The sequence below is a fragment of the Streptomyces sp. N35 genome (assembly GCF_016464295.1).
Lineage (GTDB): Bacteria > Actinomycetota > Actinomycetes > Streptomycetales > Streptomycetaceae > Streptomyces.
This window is the reverse complement of record NZ_JAEIMH010000027.1, coordinates 82,276-99,592: the sequence shown is the minus strand read 5'-3', so window position 1 is coordinate 99,592 and position 17,317 is coordinate 82,276. Positions and strand designations below refer to the sequence as shown.

General features: G+C 71.5%; 14 protein-coding genes and 1 pseudogene. 8 read left to right on the top strand and 7 right to left on the bottom strand.

All coding sequences use genetic code 11. The annotated features are described in order from the left end of the window. Positions 1-194: 194 nt before the first annotated feature. Positions 195-1,469 carry an alpha/beta hydrolase gene (locus tag JAO81_RS17280; protein ID WP_199548746.1) on the bottom strand — a complete coding sequence of 425 codons (1,275 nt, stop codon included), beginning with the start codon at positions 1,467-1,469 and terminating at the stop codon, positions 195-197. 112 nt (positions 1,470-1,581) lie between these two features. After that, positions 1,582-2,751, bottom strand: a complete 1,170-nt coding sequence (locus JAO81_RS17275) for a steroid 3-ketoacyl-CoA thiolase (protein WP_199548745.1) — start codon at positions 2,749-2,751, stop codon at positions 1,582-1,584. Between the two features lie 442 nt (positions 2,752-3,193). Here JAO81_RS17275 and JAO81_RS17270 point away from each other — a divergent pair, with 442 nt between their 5' ends. After that, on the top strand, positions 3,194-4,855 hold the full coding sequence (locus JAO81_RS17270; protein WP_233415488.1) for a glycosyltransferase family 87 protein: 1,662 nt from the start codon (positions 3,194-3,196) through the stop codon (positions 4,853-4,855). On the opposite strand, the gene JAO81_RS17265 is transcribed toward JAO81_RS17270, so the two are convergent. After that, positions 4,815-6,845 (bottom strand): bifunctional glycosyltransferase 87/phosphatase PAP2 family protein, encoded by a 2,031-nt coding sequence (locus JAO81_RS17265; protein WP_199548744.1) that lies wholly within the window; start codon positions 6,843-6,845, stop codon positions 4,815-4,817. The genes JAO81_RS17270 and JAO81_RS17265 overlap by 41 nt on opposite strands. Positions 6,846-7,190: 345 nt before the next feature. Between JAO81_RS17265 and JAO81_RS17260 the strand changes: the two genes are divergently transcribed. From JAO81_RS17260 to JAO81_RS17250, 3 genes are all read left to right on the top strand, one after another. Further along, positions 7,191-8,651: an MFS transporter gene (locus tag JAO81_RS17260; RefSeq protein ID WP_199548743.1), complete on the top strand. Its 1,461-nt coding sequence runs from the start codon at positions 7,191-7,193 to the stop codon at positions 8,649-8,651. 42 nt (positions 8,652-8,693) lie between these two features. After that, the gene (locus tag JAO81_RS17255; protein ID WP_199548742.1) at positions 8,694-9,872 is read left to right on the top strand and encodes a DUF2330 domain-containing protein; all 1,179 of its coding nucleotides are present in this window, start codon (positions 8,694-8,696) and stop codon (positions 9,870-9,872) included. Positions 9,873-9,946: 74 nt separating this feature from the next. Continuing rightward, positions 9,947-10,507, top strand: coding sequence for an MOSC domain-containing protein (locus JAO81_RS17250; protein ID WP_199548741.1), 561 nt, complete (start codon positions 9,947-9,949; stop codon positions 10,505-10,507). Positions 10,508-10,525: 18 nt separating this feature from the next. On the opposite strand, the gene JAO81_RS17245 is transcribed toward JAO81_RS17250, so the two are convergent. Then, positions 10,526-10,918, bottom strand: a complete 393-nt coding sequence (locus tag JAO81_RS17245) for a hypothetical protein (RefSeq protein WP_199548740.1) — start codon at positions 10,916-10,918, stop codon at positions 10,526-10,528. A gap of 140 nt (positions 10,919-11,058) precedes the next feature. On the opposite strand from JAO81_RS17245, the pseudogene JAO81_RS17240 reads away from it, so the two are divergent. After that, positions 11,059-11,359, top strand: a pseudogene (locus JAO81_RS17240) (DnaJ family domain-containing protein); the annotation flags it as partial. Between the two features lie 62 nt (positions 11,360-11,421). Here JAO81_RS17240 and JAO81_RS17235 read toward each other — a convergent pair. Continuing rightward, entirely contained in the window at positions 11,422-12,441 is a 1,020-nt protein-coding gene (locus JAO81_RS17235) for a peptidoglycan-binding domain-containing protein (protein ID WP_199548739.1), read from the bottom strand. A gap of 181 nt (positions 12,442-12,622) precedes the next feature. Here JAO81_RS17235 and JAO81_RS17230 point away from each other — a divergent pair, with 181 nt between their 5' ends. Beyond that, entirely contained in the window at positions 12,623-14,683 is a 2,061-nt protein-coding gene (locus JAO81_RS17230) for an MFS transporter (protein WP_199548738.1), read from the top strand. Positions 14,684-14,818: 135 nt separating this feature from the next. On the opposite strand, the gene JAO81_RS17225 is transcribed toward JAO81_RS17230, so the two are convergent. Next, positions 14,819-15,343, bottom strand: coding sequence for a GNAT family N-acetyltransferase (locus JAO81_RS17225; RefSeq protein WP_307813431.1), 525 nt, complete (start codon positions 15,341-15,343; stop codon positions 14,819-14,821). A gap of 103 nt (positions 15,344-15,446) precedes the next feature. On the opposite strand from JAO81_RS17225, the gene JAO81_RS17220 reads away from it, so the two are divergent. Both JAO81_RS17220 and JAO81_RS17215 read left to right on the top strand, forming a co-directional pair. Then, positions 15,447-16,208, top strand: coding sequence for a hypothetical protein (locus JAO81_RS17220; protein ID WP_199548737.1), 762 nt, complete (start codon positions 15,447-15,449; stop codon positions 16,206-16,208). Positions 16,209-16,216: 8 nt separating this feature from the next. Then, on the top strand, positions 16,217-16,750 hold the full coding sequence (locus JAO81_RS17215) for a hypothetical protein (RefSeq protein ID WP_233415487.1): 534 nt from the start codon (positions 16,217-16,219) through the stop codon (positions 16,748-16,750). Positions 16,751-16,884: 134 nt separating this feature from the next. Here the strand turns inward: JAO81_RS17215 and JAO81_RS17210 are convergent, their stop codons facing one another. Then, on the bottom strand, positions 16,885-17,214 hold the full coding sequence (locus JAO81_RS17210) for an antibiotic biosynthesis monooxygenase (protein WP_199548735.1): 330 nt from the start codon (positions 17,212-17,214) through the stop codon (positions 16,885-16,887). Positions 17,215-17,317 lie beyond the last annotated feature (103 nt).

Here is a 17,317-nt window from a genome sequence, read left to right as displayed (position 1 = left end):
CCCGTGGACGGCCGGGCGACCCAAGGCCGCCGGCCGCCCCGCCCCCCCCCCGCGGGGGGGGCCCCTCCCGCTTCGTCGTTGTCCGGACCGGCACCTACCGTCGTCGTCCGGACCGGCATCTACCGTCGTCGTCCGGACCAGCACCTACCGTCGTCGTCCGGACCAGCACCTACCGTCGTCGTCCGGACCGGCACCTACCGCGCGAGCCGGTCGAACCAGGCCACCGTCTTCGGGCCGCCCTTCTTGAACGATCCGAAGTGGTCCACCGCGCCCTGGTCGAGCACGGGCGCCCGCACCCCGTGGCGGGCGAGGTCGGCGGCGCAGCTGCGGGCGTTGCCGATCGGTACGTCGGTGTCGCCGGCCGACGCGTACAGGCGCACCGGCGCCTTCGGCTTCCAGTCACAGCTGTCGTCCTGGCTCCTCAGGGCGGTCAGGAGCGCTCCGTCGGGGTCCCGCATCCACTCGTAGAACTCCGGGGTGAGCAGCTCCTTCACGCTTCCCGGCAGCTGCGTGATCACGTCCTCCTCGTGGTGCTCCCCGTCGAAGAGCGCCTCGATGCGCTCGTCGTAAGGGGCGCGGAACGCCTCGGAGGGGTCGCTGTAGAGCGGGTGCAGCCGGTTCTGGGCGACGAGGAAGTACGAGACGTAGAAGAGGCCGCTGATGTCGTTGACCCGGCCGTCGTACAGCGCCGGCACCTCTTCGCCGGTGAGGTCGTAGGGTCCGGCGACGGGGGCGAGGGCGCGCAGCCGGAAGCCGCGGGCCTGCCCGGAGCTCAGGTCGCGGCCGAGCGCCATGGCGACCTGGCCGCCCTGCGAGAAGCCGGTCGCGTACACGTCACCGGTCAGCGGCCGGTGCAGCCGCTGTGCCGCGGTGCGGGCCGCGTGCAGCATGTCGACCGAGGCGGTGACGGCCGAGCGGGTGTCCATGTACGGATGGGTGCCCGGGCCCTTGCCGAGTCCGAGGTAGTCCGGGGCGGCGACGGCACGGCCCGCCGAGGCGTGCAGATACGAGGGCAGCTTGCCGAAGTCGGCCGCGACCGAGGGCGCGTAGTCGCGGTGGACCATGGTGCCGTGGGTGTCGGACACGAGGTCGAGCCGCCGTTCGCCGCCGACGGGCAGGGTGAGCAGTCCGGTGGCGGTGGTGGGGCGTCCGTCGGTGTCGATCGTGCGGTAGGTCAGGCGGTACGCGCGCACCCCGTGCCGTACGGTGCCGTCGCCGATCCCGGCCCGTGCGAGGAACGCGGCGACCTCCGCCTTGTCCAGTTCCGCGACGGGCTCCACGCGCAGGAGGTCGCCACGCTCCTGGTGCACAGGTGCCACGGGCGCGGGGCGGGCCTCGGCGAAGGCCGGAGCGGTCAGGGTCGCGGCCAGGGCGACCGCCGCGCAGGCGGCGACGGCGGCCCTGAGACCACGTGAAGTGCGGTGCGTACCACGGGAGTCGGTCGTCTGGTGCGTCCGGTTCGTCGTCATGAGGAGATGGTCGTACGCGACCGCGTCCGGACCCATCCGACCAGCCCCCGGAACCCGGGGTGTACTCAACTACACCTGGATACGGGGGATTTCCCGGACCGTCCCGGCGACCTCAGAGCCGCTGGATGATCGTCCCCGTGGCCAGCGCCCCGCCCGCGCACATGGTGATCAGGGCGAACTCCTTGTCGCGCCGCTCCAGTTCGTGCAGCGCGGTCGTGATCAGGCGGGCGCCCGTCGCGCCCACGGGGTGGCCGAGGGCGATGGCGCCGCCGTTGACGTTGACCTTCTCCAGGTCCTGCTCGAAGACCTGGGCCCAGCTCAGGACGACGGACGCGAAGGCCTCGTTGATCTCCACGAGGTCGATGTCCTTGAGCGACATCCCGGCCTTGCCCAGCACCGCACGGGTCGCGTCGATCGGACCGTCGAGGTGGTAGTGCGGGTCCGCGCCGACCAAGGCCTGGGCGACGATCCGGGCGCGCGGTTTGAGCTTCAGGGCGCGCGCCATCCGCTTCGAGGCCCACATGATGGCGGCGGCGCCGTCGGAGATCTGGGAGGAGTTCCCTGCCGTGTGAACGGCGGTGGGCATCACAGGCTTGAGGCCGCCGAGGGCCTCCATCGAGGTGTCGCGCAGCCCCTCGTCACGGTCGACGAGCCGCCACATGCCCTGTCCGGCGCGCTGCTCGTCCTCGGTGGTCGGCACCTGGACGGCGAAGGTCTCGCGCTTGAACCGCTCCTCGGCCCAGGCGATCTGCGCCCGCTCCTGCGAGATCAGCCCGAGCGAGTCCACGTTCTCGCGGGTCAGCCCCCGGTTGCGGGCGATGCGCTCGGCGGCCTCGAACTGGTTGGGCAGATCGACGTTCCACTCCTCCGGCATCGGCTTGCCCGGACCGTGCTTGGAGCCCGAGCCCAGCGGTACGCGGGACATGGCCTCGACACCGCAGGAGATCCCGATGTCGATCACACCGGCCGCGATCATGTTGGCCGTCATGTGCGAGGCCTGCTGCGAGGAGCCGCACTGACAGTCCACGGTCGTCGCGGCCGTCTCGTACGGCAGACCCATCGCGAGCCAGGCCGTGCGGGCCGGGTTCATCGACTGCTCGCCGGCGTGGGTGACCGTGCCGCCGACGATCTGCTCGACGCAGTCCGGCTGGATCCCGGTGCGCGCGAGCAGTTCACGGTAGGTCTCGCCCAGGAGGTAGGCGGGATGGAGATTGGCGAGCGAGCCCCCGCGCTTGCCTATGGGTGTGCGCACTGCTTCGACGATGACGGGTTCCGCGGCCATGAGCCCTCCTTCGCGGCCGGCCCGCCGCCGCTTTCGCGAGCCGGCTGCTTGCCGCCTTGATTCCTCAAGTGACGTGTTGCGGTCCGTGGGGGTGTCCCGGCACCCCGCCCGGCCGAGCCTTCGACCTCAGGTCTGTTTCTGACTCAAGAACTAGTACGCGTTCTAGTTACCGGGACAGTCTCACGACTCAGGCCCGTCCACCGCAAGGGTCTTGCACGCACAGCCACCGTTCCCGCACTCCACTTGCGCGTAAAAGATCTCCGCACAACCCTTGCCACAGCTAGAACCCGTTACTACGCGTCCCGGCCCCGGAGTTGGCCCGCGGTTCCGTGCCGGCCTGCGCAAATCGCCCGGAAGCGGGGGCCGGGTGCCTGAACGGATTGCGGCTGGCTAGCGTCTACGAGGTTGCCCAGCTCATCCGCCGGACCGAAAGCCGTCACCCATGGCCCAGGACGCCCTGTCGTCACCGTCGCACCCCCGGTCGCCCGCCGCGGCCGCGGACCGCGCCGTCTGGCATGTCCGCCACCGGGTGCCGCTGCTCTCGACGCTCGCCCTGCTTCCCCTGTACGCGGTGTGGTGGCTGGTGTTCGCGAAGGGCGGCGGGGATCTCGCCGCCCAGCAGGCCTGGGCCGACTTCGTGGCCGAGCACCCGGGCTCCCCGTACAACCTGTCCTGGTACGGCGGACTGCACACCGCCAACTACAGCCTGATCTCCCCGTATCTGATGGCCGCGCTCGGCGTGCAGACGGTGACGCTGCTCTCCGGTCTCGCCTCGGGCTGGCTGGGCGGGATGCTGTGGGTGCGCACGGGGATCGCGCGGCCGCTGTGGCCGGCCCTGCTCACCTCGTACGCCCTGTGCTGCAACGTCATCTCGGGGCGCACCACCTTCGCCCTCGGCATCGCGTTCGCGCTCGGCGCCTGTGTGCTCCTGATCGGGGCGCGGCGCATCTGGTGGGCGGGCCTGTGCGCGGCGCTCGCGACCATGGGGTCACCGGTCGCGGGGCTCTATCTGGTCGTGGTGGGTGCGGCCTTTCTGCTCGTGCGGGACTGGGGGCGGGCCCTGTCGCTGTTGCTGCCGCCGTTCGTGGTGGTCGGCCTGACGACGCTGCTGTTCCCTTTCGAGGGTGTGCAGCCCATGGGGTGGGGGCGGATCCTGGCGCCCGTGCTGTTCTGCGCGGCCGTGCTGCTCGTCGCGCCGGCCAAGTGGCGCACGCTCAAGGCGGGTGCGGCGGTCTACGCGCTCGGCGTGGTGCTCACGTATCTGATCGCCTCGCCGATCGGGACGAACGTGGAGCGGTTCGCGCAGCTGATCGCGCCCGCCGTGCTGCTCGCGTGCCTGCCCGCGAAGCCCTCCGGGCCGCAGCGCCGCGCGGATCGCGTCAAGCGGGTCGCGTACGTGCTGACCTTGGTGTTCTCGGTCTACTGGGTGACGCAGAAAGCGGTGGACGACATCGTCGTCTACACCAAGGTCCCGGCCTGGGCGCAGCACACCGACTCCCTGGTCGAGGCCCTGGACGGGCTCGGCGCGGACCGCACCCGGGTCGAGGTCGTGCCTGCCCGCGACCATCGCGAGTCGGTGCTGCTCGCGCCGCACGTCAACCTGGCCAAGGGCTGGAACCGGCAGGCCGACGTCGAGCGCGGACCGCTGTTCTACGACGGCTATCCGGGCGCGGGTGTGCCGGACGGCGCCTTCTCGCCCGAGGCGTACAAGGACTGGCTCGACCGGTGGGCCGTCGGCCTGGTCGTGCTGCCGAAGAACGCCCGCCCGGACGGGCCCGCCGAGCGGGAGGCGGCGCTGGTGCGCGGCGGTCCCGGGTTCCTGGAGCCCGTGTGGCAGGACGAGCACTGGAAGGTGTTCCGCGTGCGGGACGCCGAACCGCTGGTCTCCGGGGCGGCCGAGGTGCTGCGTTCCGATGAGACCTCGCTGGTCGTCCGGGCTTCGGCGAAGGGCTCGATGACGGTCAAGGTCGCGTACTCGCCGTGGCTGACCACCTCGGGCGGCTGTCTCGCGCGGGACGGTGAGTTCGTACGGCTCGAAGTCGACGGTCCCGGCGAGTACCGGATCAGCTCGGCGTACGGATGGCGGCCTCCCGAGCGCTGCTGAGCGGCTCCGCTGCCGCCCCGGGCGCCGGCTCCTTCGTCCTGCGCGGCCCCGACAGCACGTGGACGAGGAAGAAGCCCGCGCCGACGACGAGCGCACCGCCGACCGCGTCCAGGATCCAGTGGTTGGCCGTGCCCACGATCACCACCAGGGTGAGCGTCGGATGGAGCAGGCCGAGCGCCTTCAGCCACCACCGCGAGGCGAGCACCGCGAGGACCAGACCGCACCACAGCGCCCAGCCGAAGTGCAGCGAGGGCATGGCCGCGTACTGGTTCGTGAGCGCGGTCATCGCCCCGTAGCCGGGCCGCGTGAAGTCCTGGACTCCGTGGATCGTGTCGACGAAACCGAGGTCCGGCATCAGGCGCGGCGGTGCGAGCGGGTAGAGCCAGAAGCCGGCCAGGCCGAGCAGCGTGGCCAGGCCCAGGGCGCTGCGGGCCCAGCGGTAGTCGGCGGGGCGGCGGCGGTAGAGGACGGCGAGGATCACGAGCGGCACCACGAAGTGGAAGGACGTGTAGTAGGAGTTCATCGCCGCTTCGAGCCAAGGGGTGCGCGCCACCACGTGGTTGAGCCACAGCTCGATGTCGAGGAAGAGCGCCTTTTCGAGCTCGAAGATCTGCGTCCCGTGCGCCTCGGCCTGTTCGCGGCCGGCTGTCGCGGCCAGCCGGACCTGCGAGTACGCCCAGTAGAAGACGCGGATCAGGAGCAGTTCGAGCAGCAGGTTCGGGCGGGTCAGGGCGCGGCGCCACAGCGGCAGGAGGGGGATCCGTTTCCAGCGGGCGTCGACGGGGATCGCGTAGTCCGTACGGATCGGGTCGCGGAAGTACGGCGAGGTGCGGCTCAGGAACGGGACGGCGCAGGCGGCGGCCAGGGCCGTGAGGAGGAGCAGGTTGTCCCGCAGCGGGAAGAGGACCGCCCGGTCCAGCAGGATCACCTTGGCCGGCAGCGTCATCACCACCACGACGGCCGCCGGCCACACGAGCCGAGAGGCCGCCTTGGTGCCGACGCGGCCGACCACCGCGAGCAGCAGCCACAGGAGCTGGTGCTGCCAGGCCGTCGGCGAGACGGCGACCGCCACGCAGCCGGTCAGGGCCACGGCGAGGAGCAGCTGCCCGTCGCGCGCATAGTGCACGGCGCGGCGCAGCCCCACGGAGGCGACCACGATGCCGAGCGCGGCGAAGACGGCCGTCTCGCCCGGCCCGTGCAGGCCCAGCCGCAGGAGCGCGCCGTGCAGGGACTGGTTGGAGACCTGGGCGGGGGCGCCGCCGAGGCCCGCGCCCGCCAGATGGTGCACCCAGTACGTCCAGGAGTCATGGGGCATGGCCGCCCAGGCCAGGGCGGTCGCGGCGGCGAAGGTGCCGGCGGCGCTGACGGCGGCACGGCGGCGGCCTGTGCACCACAGGAGCGGGGCGAACAGCAGCACCGTGGGCTGGAGGGCCGCGCCGATCCCGATCAGGACACCGGCGGTGCGTTCGCCGCGGGCGGTGAAGCAGCCGAGCAGCACGAGGAGGACGGGGATGATGCTGGTCTGCCCGAGGTGCAGGGTGTTGCGCACCGGCAGCGACAGCATCATGAGGACGATCGCGACGGGCGCCCCGAGCAGCGCCGCGCGACGGGTGACCGGGGCGGGCAGGGCGCGGGCCGCGACGACTCCGATGAGGGCGACCAGGAGCAGGGTGCCGAAGGCCCAGAAGACGCCGAGCGAGTGCTCGGCCGACTGCTTCAGCGGTCTGAGGACGAGTCCGGTGAAGGGCGTGCCGCTGAACTCCCCGCCGGCATAGAGGGAGCCGCGGACCTGGAGGACCCCGAGCGGTCCGATCCAGTTCTCCAGCTCGATCAGCCGCTCACCGGGCGGCGAGCGCAGCACGGCCGCGATCTGGCGGGCGCCGAGGACCGCCGCGAGCAGCCATAACGCGACGCTCGCGGCCGCGATCCGGCCGATCGGGGCGCCCGTCCCGAGGACTGACTGCCGCTCGCTGCGCTCCGCGTTCACCACGGTCGCCCGGCCCCCTCCCCCAGCCGCTCCTTCATCTGCGCGTATCCCCGCCTTTGGGAGAAAGACGCCGCCGGCGGGGGTGCTGGGTTGCTTCGCGGGCGTCCGTGGCTGCTTCGCGCGCGTGCATGGCTGCTTCGCGTGCGTCCGAGGCTGCTTCGCGTGCGTCCCGAGCCGCTTCGCGGAGGCTGCGGTTGCGGCGGCAGCGCGCGACAAAGGTCACAAAGCGTGCGCTCATCCAGGATTGATCTTGCATACGTCAGGCCTGGCAGGAGGGGGTTTCCCATCAGTACGCAAAGGACCGCACACGGCACGTAACCGGGCAACCGGGTCCTATGGTCGACTCTCATGTCACCCACCACTCTGGACCGGCAACCGTCCGAAACTCCGCAGCCGCCCGTCGGCGACGTCACCGTCACCGACCCCGCGCTCGTGAAGCGCGCCGTGAAGGCGGCCGCGCTCGGCAATGCCATGGAGTGGTTCGACTTCGGCGTCTACGGCTATCTCGCCGTCACGATCGGCCATGTCTTCTTCCCCGAGGCGTCCAGCACTGCCCAGGTGCTCTCGGCGCTCGGCACCTTCGCCGCGGCCTTCCTGGTGCGCCCGATCGGCGGTGCCTTCTTCGGACCGCTCGGCGACCGCATCGGCCGCCAGAAGGTCCTCGCCCTCACCATGATCATGATGGCGGCGGGCACCTTCGCGATCGGCCTGATCCCCTCGTACAACGCCATCGGCGTCTGGGCTCCCGTGCTGCTCATCCTGGCGCGCATGGTGCAGGGCTTCTCGACCGGCGGTGAGTACGGCGGCGCGTGCACCTTCATCGCCGAGTACGCGCCGGACAAGAAGCGCGGGTTCTTCGGCTCGTTCCTGGAGTTCGGCACGCTCGTCGGCTATGTCGCGGGCGCCCTGCTCGCGACGGCCCTCACCACGTTCATGGCCGAGCCCGACCTGTACGGCTGGGGCTGGCGCATCCCGTTCCTGATCGCGGGCCCGGTCGGTCTGATCGGTCTGTACGTACGGATGAAGCTCGAGGAGACCCCCGCCTTCCAGGCGCTCGCCGACGAGGCCGAGGCGAAGCAGAAGGCGCTGCCCAAGCCGAAGCTGCGCGAGATGTTCGTGGGCAACGGCCGGGCGATGATGCTCTGCATCGGGCTCGTCCTGGTCTTCAACGTCACCGACTACATGCTGCTTTCGTACATGCCGACCTTCCTCAGCGAGGAACTCGGCTACGACGCCACGCACGGCACGCTGATCCTCATCGGCGTGATGGTCCTGATGATGGCCGTCCAGATCCCGATGGGCCGGGTCAACGACCGCTTCGGCCATCGCGTCGTCATCGGCGGCGCCTGCGCCGGCTTCGTCCTCCTGTCGGTGCCCGCCCTCCTGCTGATCCGCGCGGGCTCGACCTGGGCGATCGCGCTCGGTCTCGCGGGCCTCGGACTGCTTCTGGTGGGCTTCACCTCGTCGATGCCGTCGGCGCTGCCCGCACTCTTCCCGACGAAGGTCCGCTACGGCTCGCTGTCCGTCGGCTTCAACATCTCCGTCTCGCTCTTCGGCGGCACGACCCCGCTGATCGCGGCGGCGCTGATCGCCACCACGGGCAACCTGATGATCCCCGCGTACTACCTCATGGGCGCGGCCGTCATCGGCGGGATCGCCGCCTGGCTGATGCCGGAGTCGGCCGGGCGTCCGCTGCCCGGGTCGCCGCCGGCCGTGGAGACGGAGGCCGAGGCGCGCCAGCTGCGGGCGGCGAACGGCCCGAAGACCACCGCCGGCGAGAAGGTCCTGGTGGGAACCGGCGCACGGTAGGCGGCCGTCTGTGCCCGTGACTCTGTACGGGGGGATGGGCACATGCACTTCGGGTTCGGGGAACGGCCGGCCACTGTCAGGAGCGACCCGGGGCCGGCCGTCCCACGTGGACGGCGGATCGCGGCGGTTCTGCTCGCACTCCTCGCGCTCCTCCTCGGCTCGCTGATCAGCCCCGCGTACGCCTGCGGGTGCGGGGCCATGGTGCCGGGCGAGGGCTCCTCGATCTCGGTGGACCGCGAGGTCTCGGCGGTGCGCTGGGACGGCGAGCGGGAGGAGATCGCGATGCGTCTCTCCGTACGGGGCGACGCCCGCGAAGCCGCGTGGATCATGCCGGTGCCGTCACGCGCCGATGTGCGGCTCGGCGACCGTGCGCTCTTCGACGAGCTCGCCGAACTCACCGCGCCCGTCCACAAGGAGCGCCGCTACTTCTGGCCGCGCGAGGGCGACTTCCCCTTCTCGGATCCTGAGGTGGGCGACGGCGCGGGGGCCGGCGCTCCCGAGAGCCCGGCGCCGGTGGGCGTCACGGGACGCGAACGGCTCGGGCCCTTCGACGTGGCCCGGCTGACCGCGTCCGACCCGGACGCGCTGGCCGACTGGCTGGAGCAGGAGGGCTTCCGGCTGCCCGAGCGGCTGTCGCAGGCGCTGCGCCCGTACGTCGATCAGGGCTGGAGTTACGTGGCGATCCGCCTCGCACCGGACGAGGGCGGCAGCTCGACGCTCGGCGGCGCGCTCGACCCGCTGCGGATCTCGTTCGCGAGCGACCGCCTCGTCTATCCGATGCGCCTGTCCCGACTGGCCCAGCAGCCGCAAGCCTTGGAACTGTACGTGCTGGCCGCGCACCGGATGGAGACGCGCTCGGCGATCGGCGGGTACCTGCCGGATGTCACGTACGCGGGACGGCTGGGCGCCTCTGCGGGCCCGGCGCTCGACTCCTTCGCCGGCGGGCGGACGCGGTATCTCACGGCGATCGAGCAGATCTTCCCCCAGCCCTCGGACATCGCCGGCGACCACGAACTGCGCCGGACCGCCACGGACGAGCCGTATCAAGAGGTCCTCTACGACGAGGAGTTGTTGCGCTGGGCGGGGATCCCCGCATGGATCGTCACCATCGGCGGCACGGCCCTGCTGCTGCTCACCGCGATCATCTGGCGCGCGGTCACGCGGGCCCGGCGGACGGTCACCCCGCCCCCGCCCGTATGGACTCCGCCGCCGCTCGATTAGGGTCGCGGCAGATCCGTTTCAGCGGGCAGGGGCTTGGGCGTGGACATGAGCAGGGGCAACCAGGGGGCTTGGGCATGGACGTGAGCAGGGACAACCAGGGCGCCGTGAGGGCGGTCAGCAGCAACGCCACGTACTCCTTCACGAAGCCGAACCGCGACAGCATCACGCTGCTCGCCGGGCTCGGCGTCGAGGGCGACGTCCACGCGGGCGTCACCGTGAAGCACCGCTCGCGGGTCGCCCAGGACCCGACGCAGCCCAATCTGCGCCAAGTGCACCTGATCCACGAGGAGTTGTTCGCCGAGGTCGCCGAGCAGGGACACGAGGTGGTGCCGGGCGCGCTCGGCGAGAACATCACCACCAGCGGAATCGACCTGCTCGGCCTGCCCACCGGCACCCTGCTGCGGATCGGCGACGAGGCGGTCCTCGAGGTCACCGGGCTGCGCAATCCGTGCGTGCAGATCGACGGCTATCAGGACGGGCTGCTCAAGCAGGTCGTGTTCCGCGACGAGGACGGCGCGCTCATCCGCAAGGCGGGCATCATGACGGTCGTACGCGAGGGCGGCCAGGTCCGCCCCGGCGATGCGATCAAGGCCGAACTCCCGGACGGCCCGCACCGGCCACTGGAACGCGTCTGAGCCCTCGGTGACGGTCCCTCATATCTCGTGGTAGAAGCCCACGTTGACCGTGCGCGGGCTCGTGCGGTCCTGGATGATCACCTCACCCGATCCGCCGTGCGGCAGCGCCATCGTGGCCCCGTAGGCGAGCGGCTGGTGCTGCTGCCCGACCCGGACCTGCACTTCGGAGGCCGGGTCCGGGTGCGAGCCGAGCAGCCAGGTCACGCGCCAGACACCGTCGGGTCCGCACAGGAACTCCAGATGCGTACGCGAGATGAACAGCCAGTCCTCGGGCGGCGCGAGCCGGCACACCGTACGGTCGCGGCCGACCCGCAGCACCGCCCCCGGGGTGCTGTCCGCGTCCGCCATGGCCATCCCGGCCGTAGCTCCTGCGTCCGCCTGCGAGACCGAGGCCATGGTGAGCTCGAGCACCTGCGCTCCTTCAAGTCACGGAAAATACGGCGCGGTTGACGCGCGCCGCCGCATCTTAGAGCGCGCCGCACGTCCGGCCGCGTGACCGAGGCCACACCTTCGGCCGGGACGCTCGCGCGCACCTTTGCCACACTTGAGCCATGACCGAGCGTAAGCCCCCTGGTGTCAGCTTCGAGTCCTTCGTCGACCAACCCACGCGGCGGAGCCGCACAATGTCACAGCCGCGAGGCCGAGGCGCGCGGTGACTTCGCGCGCCTGCCCGGTGCGGGCAAGCCCCTGGCGGGTCTTGACCGGCCGTACGACGAACTGTGGTGGATCCGCAAAAAGATGCACGAGGAGAAGCTCCCCGTCTTCCTGCGCCGACCGCCGCCCGGACCGGCGCTGGGGCGGGGCCCTGTGGATATCGACGAGGCCGTACGGGAGTGGCACCGGGCGCGGGACGAAGGCTGATCCGACGGGCGCAGGGGCGGGGCGCTCAGTCCGGGCGCAGGGGGCGAGGACGCTCAGTCCCGCTGGCCGTCCCCGTCCCCGGCCGCACGCTCGAGGGCGGCCCGCGTGGCGGGACCGTAGACGCCCTTCGGGTCCTCGTCCACGCCGTACCAGACCTGGAACATCTCGACGGCGTCCCGGGTCTTGTCGTCGAAGTTCCCGTCCGGGCGGCCGTGGTAGACCCAGACGTCCCGCAGCATTCCCTGCATCCGCTCCACCTCGGGGCCGCTGTCGCCCAGCTGCAGCGCCCCGGCGCTCTGCGGCGGCTGGGACGTCGTCACCGTGCCCGAGGCCTTGAGCGTGGGCGAGGGGGAAGCGCTCGGCGTCTTGGACGGCGGGGCCGAGGGGGACGCGGACGCGGACGCACTGGCCGACTTCGAGGGCGACGGGCTCGGGGACGCCGACTTCGAGGCCTTCTCGCTCGGGCTCGGCGCGACACTGCTCGCCGGGGCGCTGGTGGACCGGTCCGGCAGCGCCAGCTCCCTGGTGCCGTCCTCGTCGCCCGAGAAGAACCCGCTGGCCGTGGCCGCCAGGGCCCCCACGGCGACCGCCGCCCCGCAGACCGCGAGCAGCGCGGTGCGCGGGCGCCGACTGCGGCCCCGGGACCCGCCCCTTGCAGCCGAGGGCTCGGGCCCGACCTGCGGCGTCGCGCGTTCCAGCTCGACCTCGTACCCGGCCTCGTTGTACCCGGCCTCGTTTCCGTACCCGCCATCGCTTCCGTACCCGGCCCCGCTTCCGCCCGGCACGAAGCGCTCCACGTCCGCCGCACGGGGTTCACGCACCGCGGGCGGCGCCGGCGCCTCGTAGACCACCGGCAGCCTGGCCGTGTCGTCCGTGGCCTCGGCCTCCGGCGACAGCGACACATGGGGCCGTGTGCGCAGCGGATGGAAGCCCTCCGACGCCGCCACGCCCGCCGCCGCGACGGCGGCCCGCCCGTCGCGCAGCGCATCGGCCGCACGCTGCGCGCAGCCGCACTGCGGCGCACCGCTTCTGTCCCTGGGCGCGCCGCACTCAGGGCACGTCAATCCGCTCACCGCTGGGGTCCCCTCCCTAGAGCTCCCAGCGATTATGCAGCTCCCGTCGCACAAGGCCCAGCGACCCCACGTCCTGAGCCCTCTCCCAACAGGCCATAACGGCCCATCCCGACCAGGATGGAATCAGACGCACCAGTCGGAGCCGGTGCCGGGCGCCGGCCGCGGCAGCAAGGAGACGTCGATGGCCCAGGACGTGAGCGGCGCGGGCACCCCCGCCGTGGCCGTGCCCGGCGCGGGACAGACACAGCGCAGCGTCATGGTCTCGATCGGGGCGCTGCTGCTCGGCATGCTGCTCGCGGCACTCGACCAGACCATCGTCTCGACCGCGCTGCCGACGATCGTCAGCGACCTCGGCGGGATGCAGCACCTGTCCTGGGTGGTCACCGCGTACATGCTGGCGTCGACCGCCGCGACACCTCTGTGGGGCAAGCTCGGCGACCTCTACGGACGCAAGAAGCTCTTCCAGACCGCGATCGTGATCTTCCTGATCGGCTCGGCGCTGTGCGGTATCGCGCAGAACATGCCGCAGCTGATCGGCTTCCGGGCCCTGCAGGGCCTGGGCGGCGGCGGTCTGATGGTGCTCTCGATGGCGATCGTCGGCGATATCGTCTCGCCGCGCGACCGCGGCAAGTACCAGGGCCTGTTCGGCGCCGTCTTCGGCGCGACCAGCGTGCTCGGCCCGCTGCTCGGCGGCTTGTTCGTGGACCATCTGAGCTGGCGCTGGGTCTTCTACATCAACCTGCCGATCGGCATCGTCGCACTCCTGGTGATCGCCGCCGCGCTGCACATCCCGCACACCGTACGGCCGCACAAGATCGACTACCTCGGTACGTTCCTGATCGCCTCGGTCGCCACCTGCCTGGTTCTCGTGGCCTCGCTCGGCGGCACCACCTGGGCCTGGGGTTCCGCGCAGATCATCGGGCTCGCGGTGCTCGGCGCCGTCCTGCTCGTGGCGTTCATCGCGGTGGAGCGCAAGGCCGTCGAGCCGGTGCTCCCGCTGAAGCTGTTCAGGATCCGCACCTTCACGCTGTCGGCGGCGATCAGTTTCGTCGTGGGCTTCGCGATGTTCGGCGCGATGACCTATCTGCCGACGTTCCTGCAGGTCGTCAAGGGTGTCTCGCCGACCATGTCGGGCGTGCACATGCTGCCGATGGTCTTCGGCCTGCTCCTGTCCTCGACCATCTCCGGCCAGATCGTCTCCCGTACGGGCCGCTGGAAGATCTTCCCCGTCGCCGGCACCGCGATCACCTCGCTGGGCCTGCTGCTCCTGCACCAGTTGAAGGAGACCACCGGCACCTGGGAGATGAACGCGTACTTCTTCGTCTTCGGTGTCGGTCTCGGCCTGGTCATGCAGGTCCTGGTCCTGATCGTGCAGAACGCCGTCGGTTACGAGGATCTCGGCGTCGCCACGTCAGGCGCGACGTTCTTCCGCTCGATCGGTGCCTCGTTCGGCGTGGCGATCTTCGGCACGATCTTCACCAACCGGCTCGACGGCAAGCTCAGCGACGCCCTCGCAGGCCAGAGCCTGCCCTCCGGGATCACCATCAAGACCCTGGAGGACGACCCGCGCACCATCGCGCAGCTCCCGCCGGATCTGCAGGGCGTGGCGCTGCACGGCTACTCGACCGCGATCACGGATGTCTTCCTGTACGCGGTGCCGGTGGCGCTCGTCGCCTTCGCGCTGTCGTTCCTGCTGCGCGAGGACAAGCTGCGCGGTTCGGTGACCGCGCCGGAGATCACCGAGACGCTCGCCAGCAACCCGGTCGAACGCTCCTCGCGCGACGAGGTGCACCGGGCGCTGTCGGTGCTCGGCACGCGGCAGGGCCGGCGGGAGATCTACCAGAAGATCACCGCCCGGGCCGGCTACGACCTGCTGCCCGCGGCCAGCTGGATGCTCCTGCGCATCCAGCGCTTCGGCCACACGGAGCCCGCGGTGCTCGCAGAGAACACCACGGTGCCGCTCGCCCGGATCCAGGCCGCGGCGCGCCAGCTGGAGGAGCGCAAGCTCGCCGCCCGCGAGGGCATGCGGCTCGTGTTCACACCCGAGGGCCGCGAGGTCGCCGCCAAGCTCGGCAAGGCCCGCGAGGAGTCCCTCGCGGAACTCCTCGGCGACTGGTGGGGCCCGGACCGCCCCACCGACCTGGTCCGGCTTGTCGAGGAGCTGAGCACCGAGCTTTCGGGCTCGGACGCGGAGACGCCGGATGTGGGTGGGGTGCCGCGGGATCACGCGGCCAGGGCTTAAGGGCTTCGAGGCTTCGGAGCTTCGGTCCGGGCTTCGGTCTTCGGGCCGGGCTTCGAGGCTTCGGTCTTCGGGCCGGGCTTCGAGGCTTTGGTCTTCGGGTTTCGGGCTTCGGGCTTCGGGCTTCGGGCTTCGGGCTTACGAGTCGGCCAGCTCCTTGCCGTACCAAATCTCCTGATACGCCCCGGAGTTGTACGCCGGGATCTCCGCGAACCCCCGCTTCGCGTACAGCTTCCGCGCCTCGACCAGGTCGAGCCGCGTATCGAGGACGAGCCGTCGCGCACCGAACGCGCGGGCGGCCTCCTCGGCGGCGTCCATGAGTGCCCCCGCGCCGCCCTTGCCGCGGGCCGACGGGAGCAGGAAGACGCGCTTGAGCTCGCAGGTCGTGGCGTCGAGCCGCCGTACCCCCGCGGTGCCCACCGGTTCACCGCGCAGGCGCGCGACCAGCAGCAGCCCGTCCGGTGCGCGCAGACCTTCCCCCGTCTCCTCGGCGATCCCCCGCTCCAGTTCGTCAGGTGCGGTCGGCCGGCCGGTCTCCTTCAGATACCAGCGGTCGCTGACCTCGGTGTAGTACGCCCGCCACAGTGCGGTGGCGGCGGGGGAATCGACGGGTTCACGGGAAATCGTCCAGTGTTCACGGGTCACGGTCCAGGCAGAGCTCACACGCGCCATCATCCGTTGCCGGTCACGCGGTGCGCATCGGGTTTTCCTCTGCGTGTCCGGGCTACTCGGTTGCCTGACAGTCCCTCATGACAGGAGCGCGACCATGTCCGCAGTTGTGACCGTCATAGTGATCGTGGCCGCAGTGGCGCTGATCGCCGGCGCGGTGTTCCTGGTAACACGCAGGGCGGGTGGCGGCGGCCGGAGCCTGGAGCGCCGTTTCGGACCGGAGTACGAGCGGACGGTCGCCCGCCACGACGGCGACACCAGGGCCGCCGAACGGGAGCTCGACGAGCGCGTCAAGCAGCACGGTTCCCTCACGCCCAAGCCGCTCGCGAGCGGGGAGCGGGAGCAGTACGAGACCCGCTGGGCCAGGGCCCAGGAGCGGTTCGTGGAGTCACCGCGCGAGGCGGTGGCCGAAGTCGACGCCCTCATCGCCGAGTTGGCGGCCGAGCGGGGCTATCCGGGCCGCGAACGCTATGAGGAGCAGCTCTCCGCGCTGTCGGTGCATCACGCGCACCAGGTGCAGGGCTACCGCAGGGTGCACGCGGCGGCGCACGGGAACGGCGAGGCCGGTACCGAGTCGCTGCGGGAGGCGATGGTCGAGGCGCGAGCCCTGTTCCACGAGCTGCTCCGCACGGCGGACGGCCGGCGCGGGCGCGGCGAGGCGGAGCCGGAGCGGCGCCCGCGGTCCGCGATCACGCCGGGCCGCGAGAAGCACGCGGGCGAGGAGAAGCTCGCGGACGAGGAGAAGCACACGGGTGAGAAGGACCGGCCGCACGCGAAGGGCGAGCCGGGAGCGCACTCGGGGCGGACCCGGGTGGGGCCGGCCGGGATATTCAACCGGCATCGGGCGAAGGAGAGTTGAGGGCCGTGATGGGCGACCGGATGCACACGGGCAGTGAGCGGGTCGGCGGGCAGAAGCGCGCGGGCGACGAGCGAGCCGGCGAACAGAAGCACACCGGCAGCGAGCGGACCGGCGAGCAGACACGCATGGGCGACGAGCGAGCCGGCGAACAGAAGCACACCGGCAGCGAGCGGACCGGCGAGCAGGCACGCATGGGCGACCCGGCGCACGCGAAAGGCCGCGGGCTGCTGGGGCGGGACGACCGCGACCAGTGGGAACGGCGGCTGCAGCACGCCGTGAACGGGTTCGTCGACGCCCCGCGCGACTCCGTGCGGGAGGCGGACAAGGTGGTGGAGGAGGCGACGGCGCGCCTCACGGAACTCCTCGCGGAGCGGCGCCGGTCGCTGCGCACGTCCTGGTCCACGGGTCCGGCCGATGGCGCGGAGCCCGGCACGGCGGCGGAGCCCGGCACCGCGGCGGACGGGGCGAGCGCCGACACCGAGCAGCTGCGGCTCGCACTGCGCGACTACCGCGAGCTCGCCGAGCGGCTCCTCGGCGTCTGAGGAGCCCGAGGAATCCGAGGAACCCGAGGAACCCGCGGAGAAGCCCGAGGAGGACCCCGAGGAATCCGACCGGCATACGAAGAGTGGGGTGCGGACCGTACGACGGTACGGTCCGCACCCCACCCGTACTCAGGTCAGGCCGGCTTCGGGCCCGCCTGCTGCACGACCTCGAAGGTCCACACCTGGGAACCGCTGGCCGCGGGCTTCGGACGCTCGCCGCCCTCGGCGGCGCCGCCCTGGTGGGCCGCCTTCATCGGGCCCTCCATCCAGGCCTGGAAGTCGGCCTCGCTGCGCCACCGGGTGTAGACGAGGTACTGGTCGGTGCCTTCGAGCGGCTTGAGCAGCTCGAACCACTCGAATCCGTCGGAGCTCTCCACGGCCCCGGCGCGCGAGGCGAACCGCTTCTCGAGGGTCTCCCGCTGCTCGACGGGGACCGTCAGCGCGTTGATCTTCACGATGCTCATACATCCATCTTCCCGCAGCCACCCCGGCCGCCCGTCAGGAGCCCCCCATTCCGGGGCATGCGAACGGGGCCCGGCCGCAAAGATGCAGCTGGGCCCCGTGAGA